Annotated in this window: 17 protein-coding genes and 1 pseudogene; 13 read left to right on the top strand and 5 right to left on the bottom strand. The window is 61.6% G+C overall.

The genetic code is table 11. The features are described 5' to 3' along the window. Window positions 1-55: 55 nt before the first annotated feature. On the bottom strand, window positions 56-1,171 hold the full coding sequence (locus BS630_RS02205; RefSeq protein WP_077976110.1) for a Gfo/Idh/MocA family protein: 1,116 nt from the start codon (window positions 1,169-1,171) through the stop codon (window positions 56-58). 207 nt (window positions 1,172-1,378) lie between these two features. Between BS630_RS02205 and BS630_RS02200 the strand changes: the two genes are divergently transcribed. The 8 genes from BS630_RS02200 (at window position 1,379) to BS630_RS37225 (ending at window position 9,898) form a co-directional block, all read left to right on the top strand. Continuing rightward, the gene (locus BS630_RS02200; RefSeq protein ID WP_017959750.1) at window positions 1,379-2,254 is read left to right on the top strand and encodes a MurR/RpiR family transcriptional regulator; all 876 of its coding nucleotides are present in this window, start codon (window positions 1,379-1,381) and stop codon (window positions 2,252-2,254) included. A gap of 92 nt (window positions 2,255-2,346) precedes the next feature. Further along, entirely contained in the window at window positions 2,347-4,281 is a 1,935-nt protein-coding gene (locus BS630_RS02195) for a bifunctional 5-dehydro-2-deoxygluconokinase/5-dehydro-2-deoxyphosphogluconate aldolase (RefSeq protein WP_077976109.1), read from the top strand. Window positions 4,282-4,484: 203 nt separating this feature from the next. Continuing rightward, window positions 4,485-6,335 (top strand): 3D-(3,5/4)-trihydroxycyclohexane-1,2-dione acylhydrolase (decyclizing), encoded by a 1,851-nt coding sequence (gene iolD / locus BS630_RS02190; protein WP_077976108.1) that lies wholly within the window; start codon window positions 4,485-4,487, stop codon window positions 6,333-6,335. 168 nt (window positions 6,336-6,503) lie between these two features. Then, window positions 6,504-7,424, top strand: a complete 921-nt coding sequence (iolE, locus tag BS630_RS02185) for a myo-inosose-2 dehydratase (protein ID WP_077976107.1) — start codon at window positions 6,504-6,506, stop codon at window positions 7,422-7,424. Window positions 7,425-7,637: 213 nt separating this feature from the next. Beyond that, a complete protein-coding gene (gene iolB, locus BS630_RS02180; protein ID WP_077976106.1) occupies window positions 7,638-8,435 on the top strand; it encodes a 5-deoxy-glucuronate isomerase in 798 nt (265 codons plus the stop codon). 90 nt (window positions 8,436-8,525) lie between these two features. Next, entirely contained in the window at window positions 8,526-8,747 is a 222-nt protein-coding gene (locus tag BS630_RS02175) for a DUF1127 domain-containing protein (RefSeq protein WP_029871484.1), read from the top strand. Between the two features lie 51 nt (window positions 8,748-8,798). Beyond that, window positions 8,799-9,635 (top strand): helix-turn-helix domain-containing protein, encoded by an 837-nt coding sequence (locus BS630_RS02170; protein WP_077976105.1) that lies wholly within the window; start codon window positions 8,799-8,801, stop codon window positions 9,633-9,635. A gap of 101 nt (window positions 9,636-9,736) precedes the next feature. Then, window positions 9,737-9,898 carry a hypothetical protein gene (locus BS630_RS37225; RefSeq protein WP_017959744.1) on the top strand — a complete coding sequence of 54 codons (162 nt, stop codon included), beginning with the start codon at window positions 9,737-9,739 and terminating at the stop codon, window positions 9,896-9,898. A 44-nt stretch (window positions 9,899-9,942) separates the two neighbouring features. On the opposite strand, the gene BS630_RS02165 is transcribed toward BS630_RS37225, so the two are convergent. Continuing rightward, window positions 9,943-11,310: an MATE family efflux transporter gene (locus BS630_RS02165; RefSeq protein ID WP_077976104.1), complete on the bottom strand. Its 1,368-nt coding sequence runs from the start codon at window positions 11,308-11,310 to the stop codon at window positions 9,943-9,945. A gap of 85 nt (window positions 11,311-11,395) precedes the next feature. Continuing rightward, a complete protein-coding gene (locus tag BS630_RS02160) occupies window positions 11,396-11,836 on the bottom strand; it encodes a glyoxalase superfamily protein (protein ID WP_077976103.1) in 441 nt (146 codons plus the stop codon). Window positions 11,837-12,190: 354 nt separating this feature from the next. Between BS630_RS02160 and BS630_RS02155 the strand changes: the two genes are divergently transcribed. Further along, the gene (locus BS630_RS02155) at window positions 12,191-12,523 is read left to right on the top strand and encodes a hypothetical protein (RefSeq protein WP_077976102.1); all 333 of its coding nucleotides are present in this window, start codon (window positions 12,191-12,193) and stop codon (window positions 12,521-12,523) included. On the opposite strand, the gene BS630_RS37795 is transcribed toward BS630_RS02155, so the two are convergent. Continuing rightward, a complete protein-coding gene (locus BS630_RS37795) occupies window positions 12,474-12,725 on the bottom strand; it encodes a hypothetical protein (RefSeq protein WP_077976101.1) in 252 nt (83 codons plus the stop codon). The two genes, BS630_RS02155 and BS630_RS37795, sit on opposite strands and share 50 nt — an antisense overlap. Window positions 12,726-12,817: 92 nt before the next feature. Here BS630_RS37795 and BS630_RS02145 point away from each other — a divergent pair, with 92 nt between their 5' ends. Beyond that, window positions 12,818-13,684 carry a LysR family transcriptional regulator gene (locus tag BS630_RS02145; RefSeq protein WP_077976100.1) on the top strand — a complete coding sequence of 289 codons (867 nt, stop codon included), beginning with the start codon at window positions 12,818-12,820 and terminating at the stop codon, window positions 13,682-13,684. Window positions 13,685-13,894: 210 nt separating this feature from the next. On the opposite strand, the gene BS630_RS02140 is transcribed toward BS630_RS02145, so the two are convergent. After that, window positions 13,895-14,341 carry a baeRF12 domain-containing protein gene (locus BS630_RS02140; RefSeq protein ID WP_077976282.1) on the bottom strand — a complete coding sequence of 149 codons (447 nt, stop codon included), beginning with the start codon at window positions 14,339-14,341 and terminating at the stop codon, window positions 13,895-13,897. A 156-nt stretch (window positions 14,342-14,497) separates the two neighbouring features. Between BS630_RS02140 and BS630_RS02135 the strand changes: the two are divergent. The 3 genes and pseudogenes from BS630_RS02135 (at window position 14,498) to BS630_RS02125 (ending at window position 16,757) form a co-directional block, all read left to right on the top strand. Then, window positions 14,498-14,894, top strand: a pseudogene (locus BS630_RS02135) (DUF2177 family protein). Between the two features lie 241 nt (window positions 14,895-15,135). Continuing rightward, window positions 15,136-15,537 carry a hypothetical protein gene (locus BS630_RS02130; RefSeq protein WP_003546879.1) on the top strand — a complete coding sequence of 134 codons (402 nt, stop codon included), beginning with the start codon at window positions 15,136-15,138 and terminating at the stop codon, window positions 15,535-15,537. 104 nt (window positions 15,538-15,641) lie between these two features. Beyond that, window positions 15,642-16,757, top strand: coding sequence for a pyridoxal phosphate-dependent aminotransferase (locus BS630_RS02125; protein WP_077976099.1), 1,116 nt, complete (start codon window positions 15,642-15,644; stop codon window positions 16,755-16,757). Window positions 16,758-16,763 lie beyond the last annotated feature (6 nt).

Raw genomic sequence — 16,763 nt, 5'->3', positions numbered from 1 at the left:
CGCCAAGGCCTATTCCCTACCCCACGCCCCGTCAACGGAAAGCGGCCTCTTACATTCAGCCGATCTCGATCCAGCGGCGCTCGTGGAAGGACTGTGCCATGGCATGCACCGACTTCTCTATCCTGAGACCGTCTTCGAATGTCACGATCGACGACGGCTCGCCTGATATTGCCCGGATCAGCTCACGGCATTCGATGATCTTCAGATCGTTGAAGCCGAGGCCGTGGCCTGGTGCCGGGATAAACCGATCATAAGGCTGATGGGCGGGGGCCGCCAGTATCTTGCGGAAGCCCTGCTCGGAGCCACGGCCGTCGGCCTGATAGAGCTCGAATTCGTTCATCCGCTCCTGGTCGTAGACGATCGAGCCTGTCGAGCCAAAAATCTGCAGCGCAATGCGGCCCTTGCGACCCCAGGCGGCGCGATTCGCCATCAGCACGGCGGAGATGCCGCCGCCAAGCCGCATCAGCACGTTGGCGCCATCGTGGTTTTCGACGGCACGGCGACCGCCCTCGCTTAGCGGGCGGTCGGCATAGGGTTTGACCATATCCGTTATGACGGCCTCGACATGGCCGAAGAGATACCAGAGCAGCGACAGCGGGTGCACGGCGAAATCGTCGAGCGCGCCGTAGCCGGCGGAAAGCTCGCTCTTCCAATAAAAGAAGACATCCGGATCGGCCATGAAATCCTCGTCCATCTCGACGCGGATGTGGTTGACCGTGCCGATGGCGCCCTCGCCAATCAGCGTCCTGATATGCCGCATGACAGGATTCTGGATGTAATTATAACCAAGGACGGCAACCCTGCCTGATTTCTTCGCCGTCTCCAGCATGCGCTCGGCATCGGCATAGGCCGGCGCCATCGGTTTTTCGCACCAGACATGTTTGCCGGCTGCAAGGGCTGCAATCGCCATCTCGGCGTGGAACTGATTGGGCGTGGTGACGGAGACGACGTCGACCTCGGGGTCGGCAATCAGCGCCCGCCAGTCGGCCGTTGCCTTCTCGAAACCGAATTCACCGGCACGAGCCTCAGCAAGCCCGGCATTGGCTTCGGCCAGATGCACGAGACGCGGACGCTCGACATCGCCGAACACCGTCTTCACCGCATTCCACGCCAATGCATGGCACTTGCCCATATAACCGGTGCCGATCAAACCGATGCCGAGTGGCTTCATTTCCGTCTCCTCCAGAGCTGTGCGCGGATTTTTGGAATATTTGGATCATTTTGACAAGGGACCCAGCCACAGGCACTTTTGCGCCCATCCCGACCAGACTGTCCAAAAGCCTTCAATTACAGGGGATTAAAAACAATTAGCCGTGTCGTTTGAAATCGTTTATGTTCGATAATATGGAATATTTGTTTCATCTCGTGAGCCGTAAGCATGGATAACGATTCCCAGAGGCACGCGCGCGTGCCGCGCGATTTCGAAAGCCTGCGCAGCACCATCATCGAGCGCAAGGCGAGCATGCCGAAGCGGCTGGCGCAGGTCGCCGCCTTCGCGCTCGGCAATCCCGACGAAATCGCCTTCGGCACGACGGCGAGCATCGCGGCCGCCTCCGATGTCCAGCCGTCGACGCTGGTGCGCCTGGCGCATCATCTGGGTTACGGCGGCTTTTCCGACCTGCAGAGCATCTTTCGCGAAAGATTGCGGGACCGGACGCTAAGCTACGAAGAGCGCCTCGTCACGCTCGAGCAATCGAGCGGCGACGATGAGGACGCCAATCTGCTCTCCGGCTTCATTGCCGCGGCTAACCAGTCGGTCAACCGGCTGGCGGCGACGGTGCAGAGCGATACTTTTACGAAAGCCGTGAATATCCTTGCCAGCGCCGAGACGATCTATCTGATCGCCAAACGGCGCTCCTACCCGCTGACGGCGCACATGACCTACGCTTTTTCCAAGCTCAATATCCGCCACCAGATCGTCGCCTCGCCAAACGGCGTCGACCCTGAAATGGTGCAGTTCGCAACACCGAAAGACGCAGCGATCGCGGCAAGCTTCTCGCCCTATGCCGCCGACAGCCTTAATCAGAGCCAGGAGCTTGCCGACCGCGGCGTCCCCGTCATCGCGATCACCGATTCGGCCTTCTCGCCGCTTGCCGCCTGCGCCACGCACTGGTTCGAAGTGGCGGAAGCCGATTTCGCCGGCTTCCGCTCACTTTCGGCCTCGATGGCGCTCACCATGGCACTACCGGTTGCAATCGCCGAACGGCGGCGCAAGAGTCAGCAGTCAAAACCTGCAAAAGGCAAAATGGAATAAACATTCCGAATTGACAAAATATCGGAACCGATGTTTCATTATTGAAAATTCGCAGGCACTGGAAGCCGCGCAAAATCTAGCGGGAGGACATCATGGTACAATCGAATCCGGGTTCACAGCCGGAGCCGGCGCTTGATGTGATCACCATCGGCCGTTCCTCGGTCGATCTTTACGGCCAGCAGATCGGTTCGCGGCTTGAGGATATCGGCTCCTTCGCCAAGTCCGTCGGCGGCTGCCCGGCCAATATCGCCATCGGCACGGCACGGCTCGGCCTCAAATCCGGCCTCATCACCCGCGTCGGCGACGAGCAGATGGGACGCTTCATCCGCGAGCAGTCGGCGCACGAAGGTGTCGCGACAGACGGCATCGTCACCGACAAGGAGCGGCTGACGGCGCTGGTGCTGCTGGCAGTCGAAGCCGAGGGCGTGTCGCCGATGATCTTCTATCGGTCGGACTGCGCCGACATGGCGCTCGATGAAGGTGATATCGACGAAGATTTCATCAGATCGTCGCGCGCCGTTCTTGTTTCCGGCACGCATTTCTCGCGGCCGAATACCGAGGCCGCGCAGCGCAAAGCCATCCGCATCGCCAAGGCGAACGGCCGCAAGGTGATCTTCGACATCGATTACCGGCCGAACCTCTGGGGCCTTGCCGGCCATGCGGAAGGCTTCGAACGCTACGTGAAATCCGACCGGGTCTCCTCGAAGATGAAGGAGACGCTGCCGGATTGCGACCTCATCGTCGGCACCGAAGAGGAAATCCTGATCGCTTCCGGCGCCGACGACGTGCTCGGCGCGCTGAAGGAGATCCGTCGGCTGTCGCCGGCGACGATCGTGCTTAAGCGCGGCGCCATGGGCTGCATCGTCTATGACGGGCCGATCGCCGACGATCTCGAAGCCGGCATCATCGGCCAGGGTTTCCCGATCGAGGTCTTCAACGTGCTGGGCGCCGGCGATGCCTTCATGTCCGGCTTCCTGCGCGGTTTCCTGCGCGACGAGCCGCTGAAGACCTGCGCCACCTGGGCCAATGCCTGCGGCGCCTTCGCCGTCTCCCGCCTGCTCTGCTCGCCGGAATATCCGACCTGGGCGGAACTCGACTTCTTCCTGACGACCGGCAGCAAACAGCGGGCGCTGCGCAAGGACGAGGCGCTCAACCATATCCACTGGGCATCGACCCGGCGCGGCGAAATCCCGCTTTTGATGGCGCTGGCGATCGACCACCGTTCGCAGCTCGTCAGCGTCGCCGATGAGCTCGGCGTCGGCCATGAGAAGATCGTCGCCTTCAAGCGGCTGGCGGTGGCGGCAGCGGCGCGGGTTTCGAACGGCCGCGACGGCTACGGCATGCTGATCGACGAACGCTTCGGCCGCGACGCTTTCTTCGATGCGGCGACGAAGAATTTCTCCTGGATCGGACGGCCGGTGGAATTGCCGGGCTCGAAGCCGCTGCGCTTCGAATTCAGCCAGGATATCGGCTCGCAGCTCGTCGAATGGCCGCTCGGTCATTGCATCAAATGCCTGTGCTTCTATCATCCTGATGATCCGGCTGACTTGAAGACGGAGCAGCAGGAGAAGCTGCGGACGCTGTTCGAGGCCGCCCGCAAGGTCGGCCGCGAGCTGCTGGTGGAGATCATCGCCGGCAAGAACGGGCCGCTCACCGACGACACGATCGCAACCGCGCTGGAGGAACTCTATGCGCTCGGCATCAAGCCGGACTGGTGGAAGCTGGAACCGCAGGCATCCCGTGAAGCCTGGAAGAAGATCGATGCGGTGATCGCCAAAAATGATCCATGGTGCCGCGGTATCGTGCTCCTGGGGCTCGAGGCGCCCGCCGACGAGCTGATCTCCTGCTTCGAGGCGACGCTGGCAGCTCCCTCCGTGAAGGGTTTCGCCGTCGGCCGGACGATCTTTGCCGATCCGGCGCGCGCCTGGCTTTCAGGTGAAATGAACGACGAGGAAGCGATCGCCGATATGGCCGGCCGCTTCCGGCAACTGACAGAGGCGTGGCTGAAGACGCGCGGACATCAATAGACTTAGAATTGAGACCTCTCCTCAACCCCTCCCCACAAGGGGGAGGGACTTAACCCGGAGCACCGCCTCACGCCATCAGCAAGCTTCCCTTTGGAGGAGACATTGCGGCGAGAATGTAGAGAGCCCGGCAGGTTAGCCCCTCCCCCTTGTGGGGAGGAGTTGGGGAAGGAAAAATGCGAAAAGAAAGATTGCGGGAGGACCCGATGGGCAAGACGATACGGTTGACGATGGCGCAGGCCGTCGCGCATTTCCTGAAAGTACAGATGACGATCGTCGACGGCAAGAAAGTGCCGATCTTCGGCGGCGTCTGGGCGATCTTCGGTCACGGCAACGTCGCCGGTATCGGCGAAGCGCTCTATCAGGTGCGCGCGGAATTGACGACCTATCGCGCCCACAACGAACAGGGCATGGCGCATGCCGCGATCGCCTATGCCAAGGCGAATTTCCGCACGCGCTTCATGGCCTGCACCAGCTCGATCGGGCCCGGGGCGCTGAACATGGTGACGGCTGCCGGCGTGGCGCATGTCAATCGTATCCCCGTTCTCTTCCTGCCGGGCGACGTCTTCGCCAACCGCGCGCCGGATCCGGTGCTGCAGCAGATCGAGGATTTCGGGGACGGCACGGTTTCGGCCAATGACGCCTTCCGTCCGGTTTCGCGCTATTTTGACCGCATCACCCGGCCCGAGCAGATCATCACGGCGCTGAAGCGCGCCATGCAGGTCCTGACCGACCCGCTCGATTGCGGTCCGGTGACATTGTCGCTCTGCCAGGACGTTCAGGCGGAGGCCTATGATTATCCGGAAAGCCTGTTCGAGGAAAAAGTCTGGGCGACCCGCCGGCCGCAGCCGGATGCGGATGAGCTCGCAAATGCCATCGCGCTGATCAAGGGATCGCAGAAGCCGGTGATCATTGCCGGCGGCGGCGTGCTTTATTCGCAGGCGACGAAGGAGCTTGCCGCCTTTGCCGAGGCCCACGACATTCCGGTCGTCGTCAGCCAGGCCGGCAAATCGTCGATCAACGAGAGCCATCCGCTGGCGCTTGGTTCGGTCGGCGTCACCGGCACCTCGGCGGCGAATGCGATCGCCGAAGAGACGGACCTCGTCATCGCCGTCGGCACCCGCTGCCAGGATTTCACCACCGGCTCCTGGGCGCTGTTCAAGAACGACAGCCTGAAGATGATCGGCCTCAATATCGCCGCCTATGACGCGGTGAAGCACGACAGCCATCCGCTGGTGACTGACGCCCGCGAAGGGCTGAAGGCGCTTTCGGCAGGGCTTTCCGGCTGGAAGGCGCCGGCAGCCCTCGCCGAGAAGGCAGCGGCGGAGAAAAAGATCTGGATGGAGACCGCGGCCAGGGCGATGGCGACGACCAATGCCGCCCTGCCCTCCGATGCGCAGGTGATCGGCGCGGTGGCGCGCACGATCGGCGGCGAGAATACGACGGTGCTTTGCGCCGCAGGCGGCCTTCCCGGCGAATTGCACAAGCTGTGGCCGGCCACCACGCCCGGCAGCTATCACATGGAATACGGCTTTTCCTGCATGGGCTACGAGATCGCCGGCGGCCTCGGTGTCAAGATGGCGCGTCCGGAACGCGATGTCGTCGTCATGGTCGGCGACGGTTCCTACATGATGATGAATTCCGAGCTCGCCACCTCGGTCATGCTCGGCCTCAAGCTCAACATCGTCGTGCTCGATAATCGCGGTTACGGCTGCATCAACCGGCTGCAAATGGGGACCGGCGGCGCCAACTTCAACAATCTGCTGAAGGACTCCTATCACGAGGTGATGCCGGAGATTGATTTCCGCGCGCATGCCGAAAGCATGGGCGCCATCGCCGTCAAGGTCGCATCGATCATGGAGCTGGAGCAGGCGCTCGCCGCCTCGAAGAAGAACGACCGCACCTCGGTCTTCGTCATCGACACCGATCCGCTCATTACCACCGAGGCCGGCGGCCACTGGTGGGATGTCGCGGTACCTGAGGTCAGCCCCCGCGAAGAGGTCAACGAAGCGCGCAAGGGCTATGTCGAAGCACGCGCCGCCCAGCGCATCGGTTAATCTACTGCATAATTCCTTAAATCGGGACCGATTTAAGGACAAAATTATGCAGCAATTCGAGGTACTACAGCGTCCTTTGCGCGTCTGAAAAGACGCGCGGCGCTGTAGTGCTATGATTTCTCGGAAGAGCGTCCCGGCTCTTCCGCAATGCTTTTAAGGAGAATGTTGATGAAGGCCAAACTCGGCATGTCGCCCATCGCCTGGTGGAACGACGATCTTCCTGAGCTCAGCGACGATGTGTCCCTGGAGGAATGCCTGCGGCAATCGCGCAGTGCCGGTTTCACCGGCATGGAAAAGGGACGCCGCTTCCCCGACGATCCCGAGGTGATGCTGCCCATTCTGCGCGCCGCCGACGTGACGCTGTGCGGTGGCTGGTTCTCCGGCACGCTGGTCAATGAGGAGCTTGCCGCCAACAAGGACCGCATCGCGCCGATGATCGCGCTGTTCAAGGCGGTCAATGCACCTTGCATCGTTTATGGCGAAGTCGGTCGCTCCATCCAGGGCGACCGCTCCAAGCCGCTCGCGACCAAGCCGCGCCTCTCCGATGACGAGATGAAGGACTATGCGCGTCGCGTCACGGAATTCGGGGAATGGTGCGCCGAGCAGGGCATGCCGCTCTCCTACCACCATCACATGGCCGCCGTCGTCGAAACCGAGCCGGAACTGGACGCCTTCATGCGCCATTCGGGCGAAGGCATTCCGCTGCTGCTCGATGCCGGGCATTTGGCCTTTGCCGGCGGCGACGTGTTGCGTGCCATCGAGAACCACCACGCCCGTATCAACCATGTTCACGTCAAGGACATTCGCAAGCCTGTGGTGGATGGGCTGGACCGCAGCCGGCAGTCCTTCCTCGATGCGGTGGCACTTGGCGCCTTCACGGTGCCGGGCGACGGCTCGCTCGATTTCGGCGCCATCGTCCAGAGGCTGGCCGATCATTGCTATGAAGGCTGGTTCGTCGTCGAGGCCGAACAGGATCCGCGCAAGGCCCCGCCGCAGAAAATGGCCGAGATCGGCCACGCCGAGTTGATGCGCGTCATGACGGCTGCGGGCTATACCGTTGAAACGGAAGGCTTTCCTAAGGGATCGTAGAGAACTGTTTGCCCGGAGATTCCTCCCACAAGGAGTTGGTCTTTCCGGACTGCTGGAGCAAGTAGCCCCCTCATCCGCCCTTCGGGCACCTTCTCCCCGTGGGGAGAAGGGGGAATGGAACGGCGCGGCATGTCCCTTCTCCACTCGGGGAGAAGGTGGCGGCAGCCGGATGAGCAAGGGGGCCGCACACGCCAATTTACAAGGAAAACACCAATGCCAAATCTCAAGGTGAAACCATCAGGCACGCATGGCCGCGTCACGCATGTCACCCCGGAAAGCGCCGGCTGGACCTATGTCGGCTTCGATCTGCATCGGATGAAGCCGGGCGAAACCGTCTCGGGAGAGACGGGCGATCGCGAAGTCTGCCTCGTCTGGGTGACCGGCAAAGGCAAGGCATCGGCCGGCACCAAGGATTTCGGCACGCTCGGCGGCCGCATGAATCCGTTCGAAGGCGCGCCGCATGCCCTCTATATCCCGATGGAATCGACATGGTCGGTGACGGCAGAGACCGATCTGGAGCTCGCGGTCTGCTCCGCACCCGGCGGCGGCACCTATCAGGCAAAGGCCATCCCGCCCGGCACGCATCCGCAGGTGACGCGCGGCAAGGGCACGAATGTGCGCTATGTCAACAATATCATGCCGGAAGACGACAGCTCGGCGCATTCGCTGCTGGTCGTCGAGGTGATCACGCCAGGTGGACACACCTCTTCCTATCCGCCGCACAAACACGACCAGGACGACCTGCCGAACGAGAGCTTCCTGGAAGAGACCTATTACCATCGCCTCAACCCGCCGCAGGGCTTCGCTTTTCAGCGCGTCTATACCGACGATCGCTCGCTCGACGAGGCAATGGCGCTCGAGGACGGCGATGTGACGCTGGTGCCGAAGGGCTATCACCCCTGCGCCGCCTGCCATGGCTACGACCTCTACTACCTCAACGTCATGGCCGGACCGCAGCGGATCTGGAAATTCCACAATGCCGCCGAGCACGAGTGGCTGCTGAAAGCATAACCGTCGCCTCCGATCGCTAAATAATCTGACAGCGCGAAACCGCCGCTGATGGTTCACTGCCTCCATCCAAAACACGGATGGAGGATCACCATGCACAGCCCGAATTTCACGATACCGGCGCGAAATATTCGCTCTCTTACGCGACCAGGCCTGGTCCTTGCCGCAATCAGGGCGGCGCGCTGGCTGGCGCGCAAAATAAACGAACGACGCAACCTGAATGCGTTGATGGAGCTTTCCGACGAACAGCTGAAGGATGTCGGCCTTTCCAGGGGGCAGACGGAAAGCGATGTTCACGTCTACAGCCGTTACTAAAGTGCTGTTATAAGTACGGTCGGTTCTGGCCTGTCTGATACGGAATATGCAATGTCGCAGTTCTCAACGGCACCGCTTCTGAAAACGAAGATGGTCACTATTCGTGACATCGTCTGCAATGGCGAGTGCCGTCATAAGAGCGACGAGGAATGCGCCCACAGGACGAGCCTCGTCTATCCCTATCGCGGCGTCTTCATGCGGCATGTCGGCCGCAATGATACGGTGGCCGAAGCCAATCAGGTCTTGTTCTTCAATGCCGGCCAGGGATATCGGATCAGCCACCCTATCGAGGGTGGCGACGCCTGCATCGATCTGGCGATCGACGAATCCATGCTTGAAGAGCTTACGCCGAAGGAGCAGGCGCAGCCCGGCCCGCCCTTTTCCTTCCGCCGCCAGCGCCGGCGGATCGATCCGCGCGCACAGGCGCTGGTTGCGCTCCTGCGTCATGGTCTCAGCCGCAACGTCGCCGAAACGCTGGAAGCGGAAATATTGGCGCTGACGCTGGTGCGCCGCTCACTCGGCGAGCGCACATCGCATGCGGCGGGCGCCAGCGCCGGCCGGCAGAAACTCGTCGACCGGGCAAAGCTGGTGCTTTCCTCCGATCTCGCGCGGCGCTGGACGCTTTCGGAAATCGCCGCCGAAGTGGGCGTCTCGCCCGTTTATCTCACCCAGGTCTTCCAGCAGGTCGAGGCGACGCCACTTTACCGCTACCAGCTGCGGCTGCGGCTTGCCCGCGCGCTCGATCTGCTTGGCCAGTATGAGGATCTGACCGCGCTCGGTCTCGATCTCGGCTTCTCCAGCCATAGCCATTTCAGCGCTTCCTTCAAGCAGTCTTTCGGGCAGACTCCGGCCGAATTCCAGCGCGCGGCGCAGCTGCGACGCAGGTAAAAGCTTCCATCAATCGCTAAAGATTTCGACAGCGACGATGCGGTCTTCGATGATCTTATGAGCTTGTCCCGATCGCGGGACGATTAACGGAGGATCCTCAGATGAAGAAGACCACATGCGCCGCCTGCGACTGCGAACTCGGTGCGGAGACCATCACCGTCAAGCTTGGCGGCAAGGCTGTCGAGGTCTGCTGCCAGGAATGCGCCGAGGCGCTGAACGAGGCGGAAGCCGCAACATCGGCCGCTTCGGCAGGCAAGGAATGACGATTCCAGGCAAAAGCCGCGCTCCCTAGCGCGGCTTTTCCGTCTCAGGCGGGCAGAAGCCCGTAGCGCCAGCCGCGGCGTTTGGCGTTCTGCGACAGCACCAGGAAAGCAAGGATGAACATGCCTGCCTCGGCAAAGACCGGCACCATCCAGATCCCCTGCTCGCCGAAGACGAAGGGCAGCAGGAAGGTGAGCGGCAGGGTGAGCAGATAGGGCCGCGACAGGCCGAAGATCGCCGCGCGCGGGGCATCGCCGATCGACTGGAAATAGGACGACAGGATCAGCATCTGCCCGAAGAGAAAATAGGCGCCGATCGTCCAGGGCAGAATGCGCCTGACCTCGGCAATGATCGCCGGATCGGCAACGAAGACGGCGCCGATCCGGCCGGCCAGCAATTCGACGGTGATCTCCACCAGGGTGCAATAGACGAGCGCTGCGAGCATGGCGATCTGCAGGCTGCCGCCGACGCGGAGCCCGAGGCCGGCACCGTGATTGTTGCCGACGATCGTCTGCAGCGCGATGCTGAGGCCGAGCAGTGGCAGATAGGTGAAGGTCATGATCCGGGTGATGATGCCGTAGGCGGCAACAGTCGCGACGTAGTCATGCGTGCTCCAGAGCGAGACGTTGAGCAGAATGGCGGCCGAGGCCAGCGATATGCCGATGAAGCCGAGGCTCATCGGTGCGCCGAAGGCGACGATGCCGCGCCATTCTGCAAGAGCCAACCCCGGGGAAGGCCTCAGTGCCGCCGGCCGGCGCCAGCGATAGGCGAGCACGGCTGAGAGGCAGACGAATTGCGATGCGATGGAGCCAGCTGCCGAACCGAGCACGCCCCAATGCATCACCGCCATGAACAGCCAGTTGGCGAGGATGTTGAGCAGCGAGGCCGACAGCGTCACCAGTGTCATGAAGCCGATCTTGCCTTCGCAGCGCAGCCCATCGAGATGCAGCGACAGGAAGAAGCCGACCGGCGCACAGGCGATCATCGCGCCCATGAACAGCATGGCGCCATCGGCCACGGCAGCATTGCCGGCGGCACCGGCATCGATGATCTGCCTGCCCACCTTCCAGTGGACCAGATTGAGGATGAGGGTAACGGCGAACGCCAGCGCATGCGCGCCGGCAAACACCCGACGCGCGCCTTGACGATCGCCGGCGCCGAGCCGGCGGGCGAGGATGCTCGCCATGCCGTTCGAGACCAGCGATTGCAGGGCGACCAGCAGCATCAGCCCCGGGAAAATCAAGCTGACGGCAGAGAGCGCGTCCGGGCCGACATAGGCACCGAGGAAATAGGCGTCGACGACGGTGAACAGGCCGTTGACGGTGGTGATCGTGACGATCGGTGCCGCCGTTTTGATGAAGACGCCCGGCAGCCAGCCGGTGAGAAAGGCATTGCCTTGAGAGAGATCGGTCATGGAGAAATCCGTGCAATAGCGGGCGAGGCCCGATCCGGCTTAAAAATCCTGCGTATCCGGACAGCCTCAAAAGGATGAGAGCAAATTAGAGATCGAGCACCAGATGCGGCACGCCGTTCGATGTCTTCCGCGGCGACACGCCGTCGGCGTCGATCTGCGCGTTCACACGCTGGCGAAAGGCGGAAAAACTCTCGAAGGTAACCACATCCACCGGCTCGCCGAAATGGATGGTGATCCTGTGGAGATCGCCGCCCGGCAGGGCCGAAAGCGCCAGTACTTCGCCGGTGAACGGCTGATTGAGATAACGGCCGCGAATATGCGCGCCGACGAAGAGCGGCGTCTTCGGGCTAGCATTGGGCTTTGCCGCAAGGGCCGCGAGCGTGTTCCAATCGCGCACGCCGTGCTGGCGGGCAATCATTTCCAACGCCGCACTGTGGGTCAGCGGGGTGCCGCGATCGTTCATCGCCTGGCGCAGGCGCCTGGCCTGGGCCTTCAATTCATCAATGGCAGGATAGGTCGTCGTCATGGCGTGAGCCTTCGCAAGGCATGCTCTTCGACTGCGGATGGTAGCTCGCTTTGCCGCCAGTCAGCATGCACAAAGGGCCGTGACCATGATCGCGAGGACTTCACCATGGATTTTCATCCGCGAGCGGCCGGTGCCTCGAACCGGCCTTTGTATGCGCGAACGCCACCGACATGTCAAGAATGGCGCATCTGCTTCAGGAATGCGCAGCTTTGGAGCAAATCTGCACGAAATCGGTGCGATTTTCCCGCGGCTTTCACATAAGCATTCAATCTTAACGGTGTTCTTCAGCAAATGTCAGCATTCTTCGGCTAATATCCTGTCGTATTACAAGCGGAGGCTAAAAGGGCCTTTCAGATGCACCTCGACACAGAACACCCCAAGCCGGAACGTGCCTACAGGGAATTCAACCTCGACAGGCCCGGCAACATCATCTTCGTCGGCCATCACCTCAGCACCGGAACCCAGGTGCGCTGCCTGATCCGCACGATCACGCTTGCCGGCGCATTGCTTGAAGTCAGCCCGAACCTGGAAATACCGAGCCATTTCTTTCTCGAAATCCTAGGCATCCATGACGAGATCGGTGCGACCGTGGTCAAGCGCGAAGGCGAATCGGTGACGATCAGCTTCAACATGCTGATCAATCCGGAATTCCTGCACCACGTGTTGCGATTGAACTTCGAAACCTGAGGCTTTTTCCGATCCGTGAATCATCGCGGCGCGTCGCCTTTGTTTCGCCGCTCCGTCTTGCGGCGAGACGCGCGATGATCGAAACGGCCCAGAGAAATCCGCGCCATTCCGGACGCTCGAGTGGATCGGCCAAGGGATCATGGCGGATCCGGCGATTGCCGTTTTCGATTTCCTTAAAGAGAACAATCCAGTTGAGATCCATTGCTCGATCCTCCATCTATTTGGCTCAGGCACTTGAGCTAAGCCTTCGCGCCCCTCCGATGTAGAGGCGCTAGGGAAAGGGGGTTTTCATCCATGAAAGATGCGAGCTGGGACGACTTGCAGCTTTTCTTCCATGTTGCGACCGGCGGCGGGCTTTCGGCGGCGGCGACGCGCACCGGGCTCAGCGCACCGACGATCGGCCGGCGCATGCTGGCGCTCGAACGGGTGACCGGCCGCTCGCTGTTCAGCCGCGGCCCCACCGGTTATCTGCTCGCCAAGGACGGGCAGGAACTGCTCGATCGCGTCCGGCTGATGCAGGATGCGGCGCGTGCGATCTCCGACTGGCGCGGCGAGGTGCTGACACTGCCGATCGTCTCGACGGCCGCCGACAGCTGGACCTCGCGCTTCGTCGCCGACCATCTGGCAAGCGTCTGGACGCCGAAGGACAGCTTCCGCATGTGCTACAAGACCTGCGATGCGACCGTCGATTTCACCTATCGCGAGGCGCATATCGCCATTCGCCACAGCCGGCCAGAGAGCGGCAACGTCGCGATCCGCCGTTCGGTCAAGGTGGCGCATGCGGCTTATCAGGCGGCCGGCTATGACGACAAAAACTGCAACTGGATCTCGCTCGGCACAGATACCGCCATCACGCCGGCGGACAAATGGACGTTCGAACAGCCGGATTCCTGGATCACCAGCTGGACGAACACGCCGCATATGCTCTTTTACCTCATCCGCGGCGGTGCCGGCCGCGGCGTGCTCCCCTGTTTCATCGGCGATCAGGAGCGCAGGCTCGTCCGCGCCGGACCGGTCATCGACGAACTGACCTACGACATGTGGATCGTTGCGCATGACGACGAGCGGCAAAGGCCGGAGGTCAGGATCGTCATCGACCGCCTGGCGGCGCTCTTTGCCGATCATGAAGTCCTGTTTGCCGGGCAGAAACCGTCCGCGTGACGCGAAAACGCGGGCCTCTCGACCCGCGTTTCCTCAGGTTGTGCTAGAGCGGTTCAGCTTCACGGGAAGCGCATAACCGCTCTAGCCTTCTGTTTTTACGCAATGCCGGACGGAAAACCGCTTCACACTTTTCCTGGAATTGCTCTACTGGTTCTTCGCAATTCCGGACGGAAAACCGCTTCACACTTTTCCTGGAATTGCTCTACTGGTTCAGGCGGCGAGATGCCGCTCGATCTCATCGACCGGCATATTGGTATAGTCCTTCGCCAATTCCACGGAGATCGCTGCTTGCGTATCGGCGCTGAGCGCCGGCCGCAGCGCGCCGAGTGCTTTCGGCGGCGCAACGAGGACGATGCGGCGGACATCCTTTTCCTGCGACAGCTCATCCAGCCTTTCTGCGACTTGTTTCAAGAATTGGGCTTCGGCCTGATCCTGCCAGTTGGTCTCCTCCACAGCACTGCGGCTGAAGCCATCGGCGGCATGGCTGCGGCCGGGCTTGTCGGTGCCGATCTCGCGGTCTGGCTCGCTCGGCTGCGTTAGAGTTTCCAGCACCTTCAGCTTCATCAGCTGGGCATCGCCGGCATTCTGCATGATCAGAGCCTTGGCTCCGTTGCAGACCACGACCCATGATTTCCAAGGGATTTTGACGTCGGTCATCTTCAACTCCTCGCTGTCGTCATTCGAAGCGCGCCGTGCTTCATCGATCAAGGCACAACGCTCGGCCATTGAAAGAGTTCGGGAAAATTGCGCCGAAATCGAACGGGGCGGCGATCCGGTCGGCCTTGGCCGCGTAGAAAGGCTAAGCTCGGTAAATTGACGACGAAGACAGCGCTGTTTGCCTATGCCGGCACCTTTCTCACTCTTCTCATCTGCGACGGGATATGGCTCGGCCTCATCGCCCGCAACTTCTACCGCGACCAGTTGGGAGCGCTGATGCTGCCCTCGCCCAATCTGGCGGTCGGCGCACTGTTCTACCTGTTCTTCGCCGCCGCAGTGCCGTGCTGCCAGCGCTGTCGGCGGGCTCTATCGCCACGGCGTTCTCCACGGTGCCATTCTGGAACTGGCGGCCTATGGCACTTATGACATCACCAATCTCGCCACGCTTCGCAACTGGCCGCTCGCCATGAGCCTGGTCGACATGGCCTGGGGCACGGCTCTGACGGCGCTGACTGCCGCCGGTAGATATTTCGCCGTCAGATTTTTTGGCTGAAACGGGAGCCTGGAGATGCAAGCCCGCGTCCCGAAAATGGACATCGGGCGTCCCGCTTGGAAACAAAGTTTAAACTCGTTAAAATTGTAATTTTATATTTGACGAATGTGCAAAACATTCATGTGACCTTGGTTGGAGCAAGACCCCAGCTTGAATGAGATCAAGACCAGCTTGCTCGTGATCAAGACCAGCTTGCTCGTGATCAAGACCCCAAATGTGCACTGTCTGACGGAGAATGTGAATGACTATGCTCCGCGCTACACACCTTGCCACGGTCAAATCCGCTGTCTACGACCTGCGCTGGGAAGAGTTCAACGTCAAGCGACCCGCCCGCATCGTCGCCGTCCGCCCGTGCCTGACCGGTGTGTCGATGCGAAGCGCCGAGATCATCGATATCTCGCAGGGCGGCGCCACCTTCATCGTATCGACCACCGCCGGTCTGCCGAAGCATTATTATCTCAACATTCTCGGTCTCGCCTACCGGATCGGCTGCGCCGAGGTCTATCGCCACAAAGAACGCATCGGGGTGCGGTTCATCAACATCATGGACCCCGAGGTTCTGCGCCGCGTCGTCCGCACCGATTTCATGATCGGCAACATGGAAGCAATCGACGCCCGACGTGCGCCGATCTTCCGCGCGTGAACCGGCCCATAACAGGCTTATTGCAGAAATAATCTTGCTTGCGTTGGCCGTGCCCGGGCCTATTGTTGCGCCGATTGTCAATATGTCCGGGAAACCGCCTTCGCATGTCCGCCTTTTCGCGCTTCACACCTCTTGCCAGCGCCCTGCCCTCCACAGTTCCCTTCGTCGGTCCCGAGGCGATCGAGCGCCAGCGCGGGCTTGCCGTTTCGGCGCGTATCGGCGCCAATGAGAACGGCTTCGGCCCAGCCGCTTCCGTGTTTGCCGCGATGCGCGAGGAGGCCGGCAATATCTGGAAATACAATGATCCGGAGAATTTCGCGCTCCGGGAAGCGCTTGCCGCCCAACTCGGCGTCTCGGCCGCCAATATCGCCATCGGCAGCGGCATCGACGAATTGCTCGGCCAGATCGTCCGGCTGGTGATCGAGCCGGGGGCGCCCGTCGTTACCTCGCTCGGTGCCTATCCGACCTTCAATTTCCATGTCGCCGGTTTCGGCGGCCGGCTGGTAACCGTTCCCTACGCAAACGACCGCGAGGATCTCGACGGGCTGCTCGATGCGGTGAGGCGCGAGAATGCGCCGCTCGTCTATTTCGCCAATCCCGACAATCCGATGGGAAGCTGGTGGGATGCCGACAGCATCCTCGCTTTCGCCCGTGCGCTGCCCGAGACGACGCTGATGGTGCTCGACGAGGCCTATAGCGAGACGGGGCCGGCAGGTTCGCTGCCGTCGATCTCCTCGCTCATCGAGCTGCCGAACGTCGTTCGCACCCGCACCTTCTCCAAGGCCTACGGGCTTGCCGGCTCACGCACCGGCTACGCGATCTCGACGTTAGGCACGGCACAGGCCTTCGACAAGATCCGCAATCATTTCGGCATGAACCGGCTGGCGACTGCAGCAGCGCTCGCGGCGCTGAAGGACCAGGCCTATCTCGTCGAGGTGGTCGGGAAAATCCATGCGGCGCGGGAGCGGATCGGCGGCATCGCCCGGGCGAACGGCCTTCAACCGCTGCCCTCGGCGACGAATTTCGTGGCGATCGACGCCGGCCGCGACGGCGCTTATGCCAGGGCGATCGTCGACGGGCTGATGGATCTCGGGGTTTTCATCCGCATGCCTGGCGTGGCGCCGCTCAATCGCTGCATTCGCGTCAGCGTCGGGCCGGAGACGGATATGGCGCTGCTCGAAGAAGCGCTGCCGCAGGTGCTGAAACAGATCAGCCGATAAAACGAA

This window comes from Rhizobium laguerreae (assembly GCF_002008165.1).
GTDB lineage: Bacteria > Pseudomonadota > Alphaproteobacteria > Rhizobiales > Rhizobiaceae > Rhizobium > Rhizobium laguerreae.
This window is presented reverse-complemented; position numbering and strand designations above follow the sequence as displayed.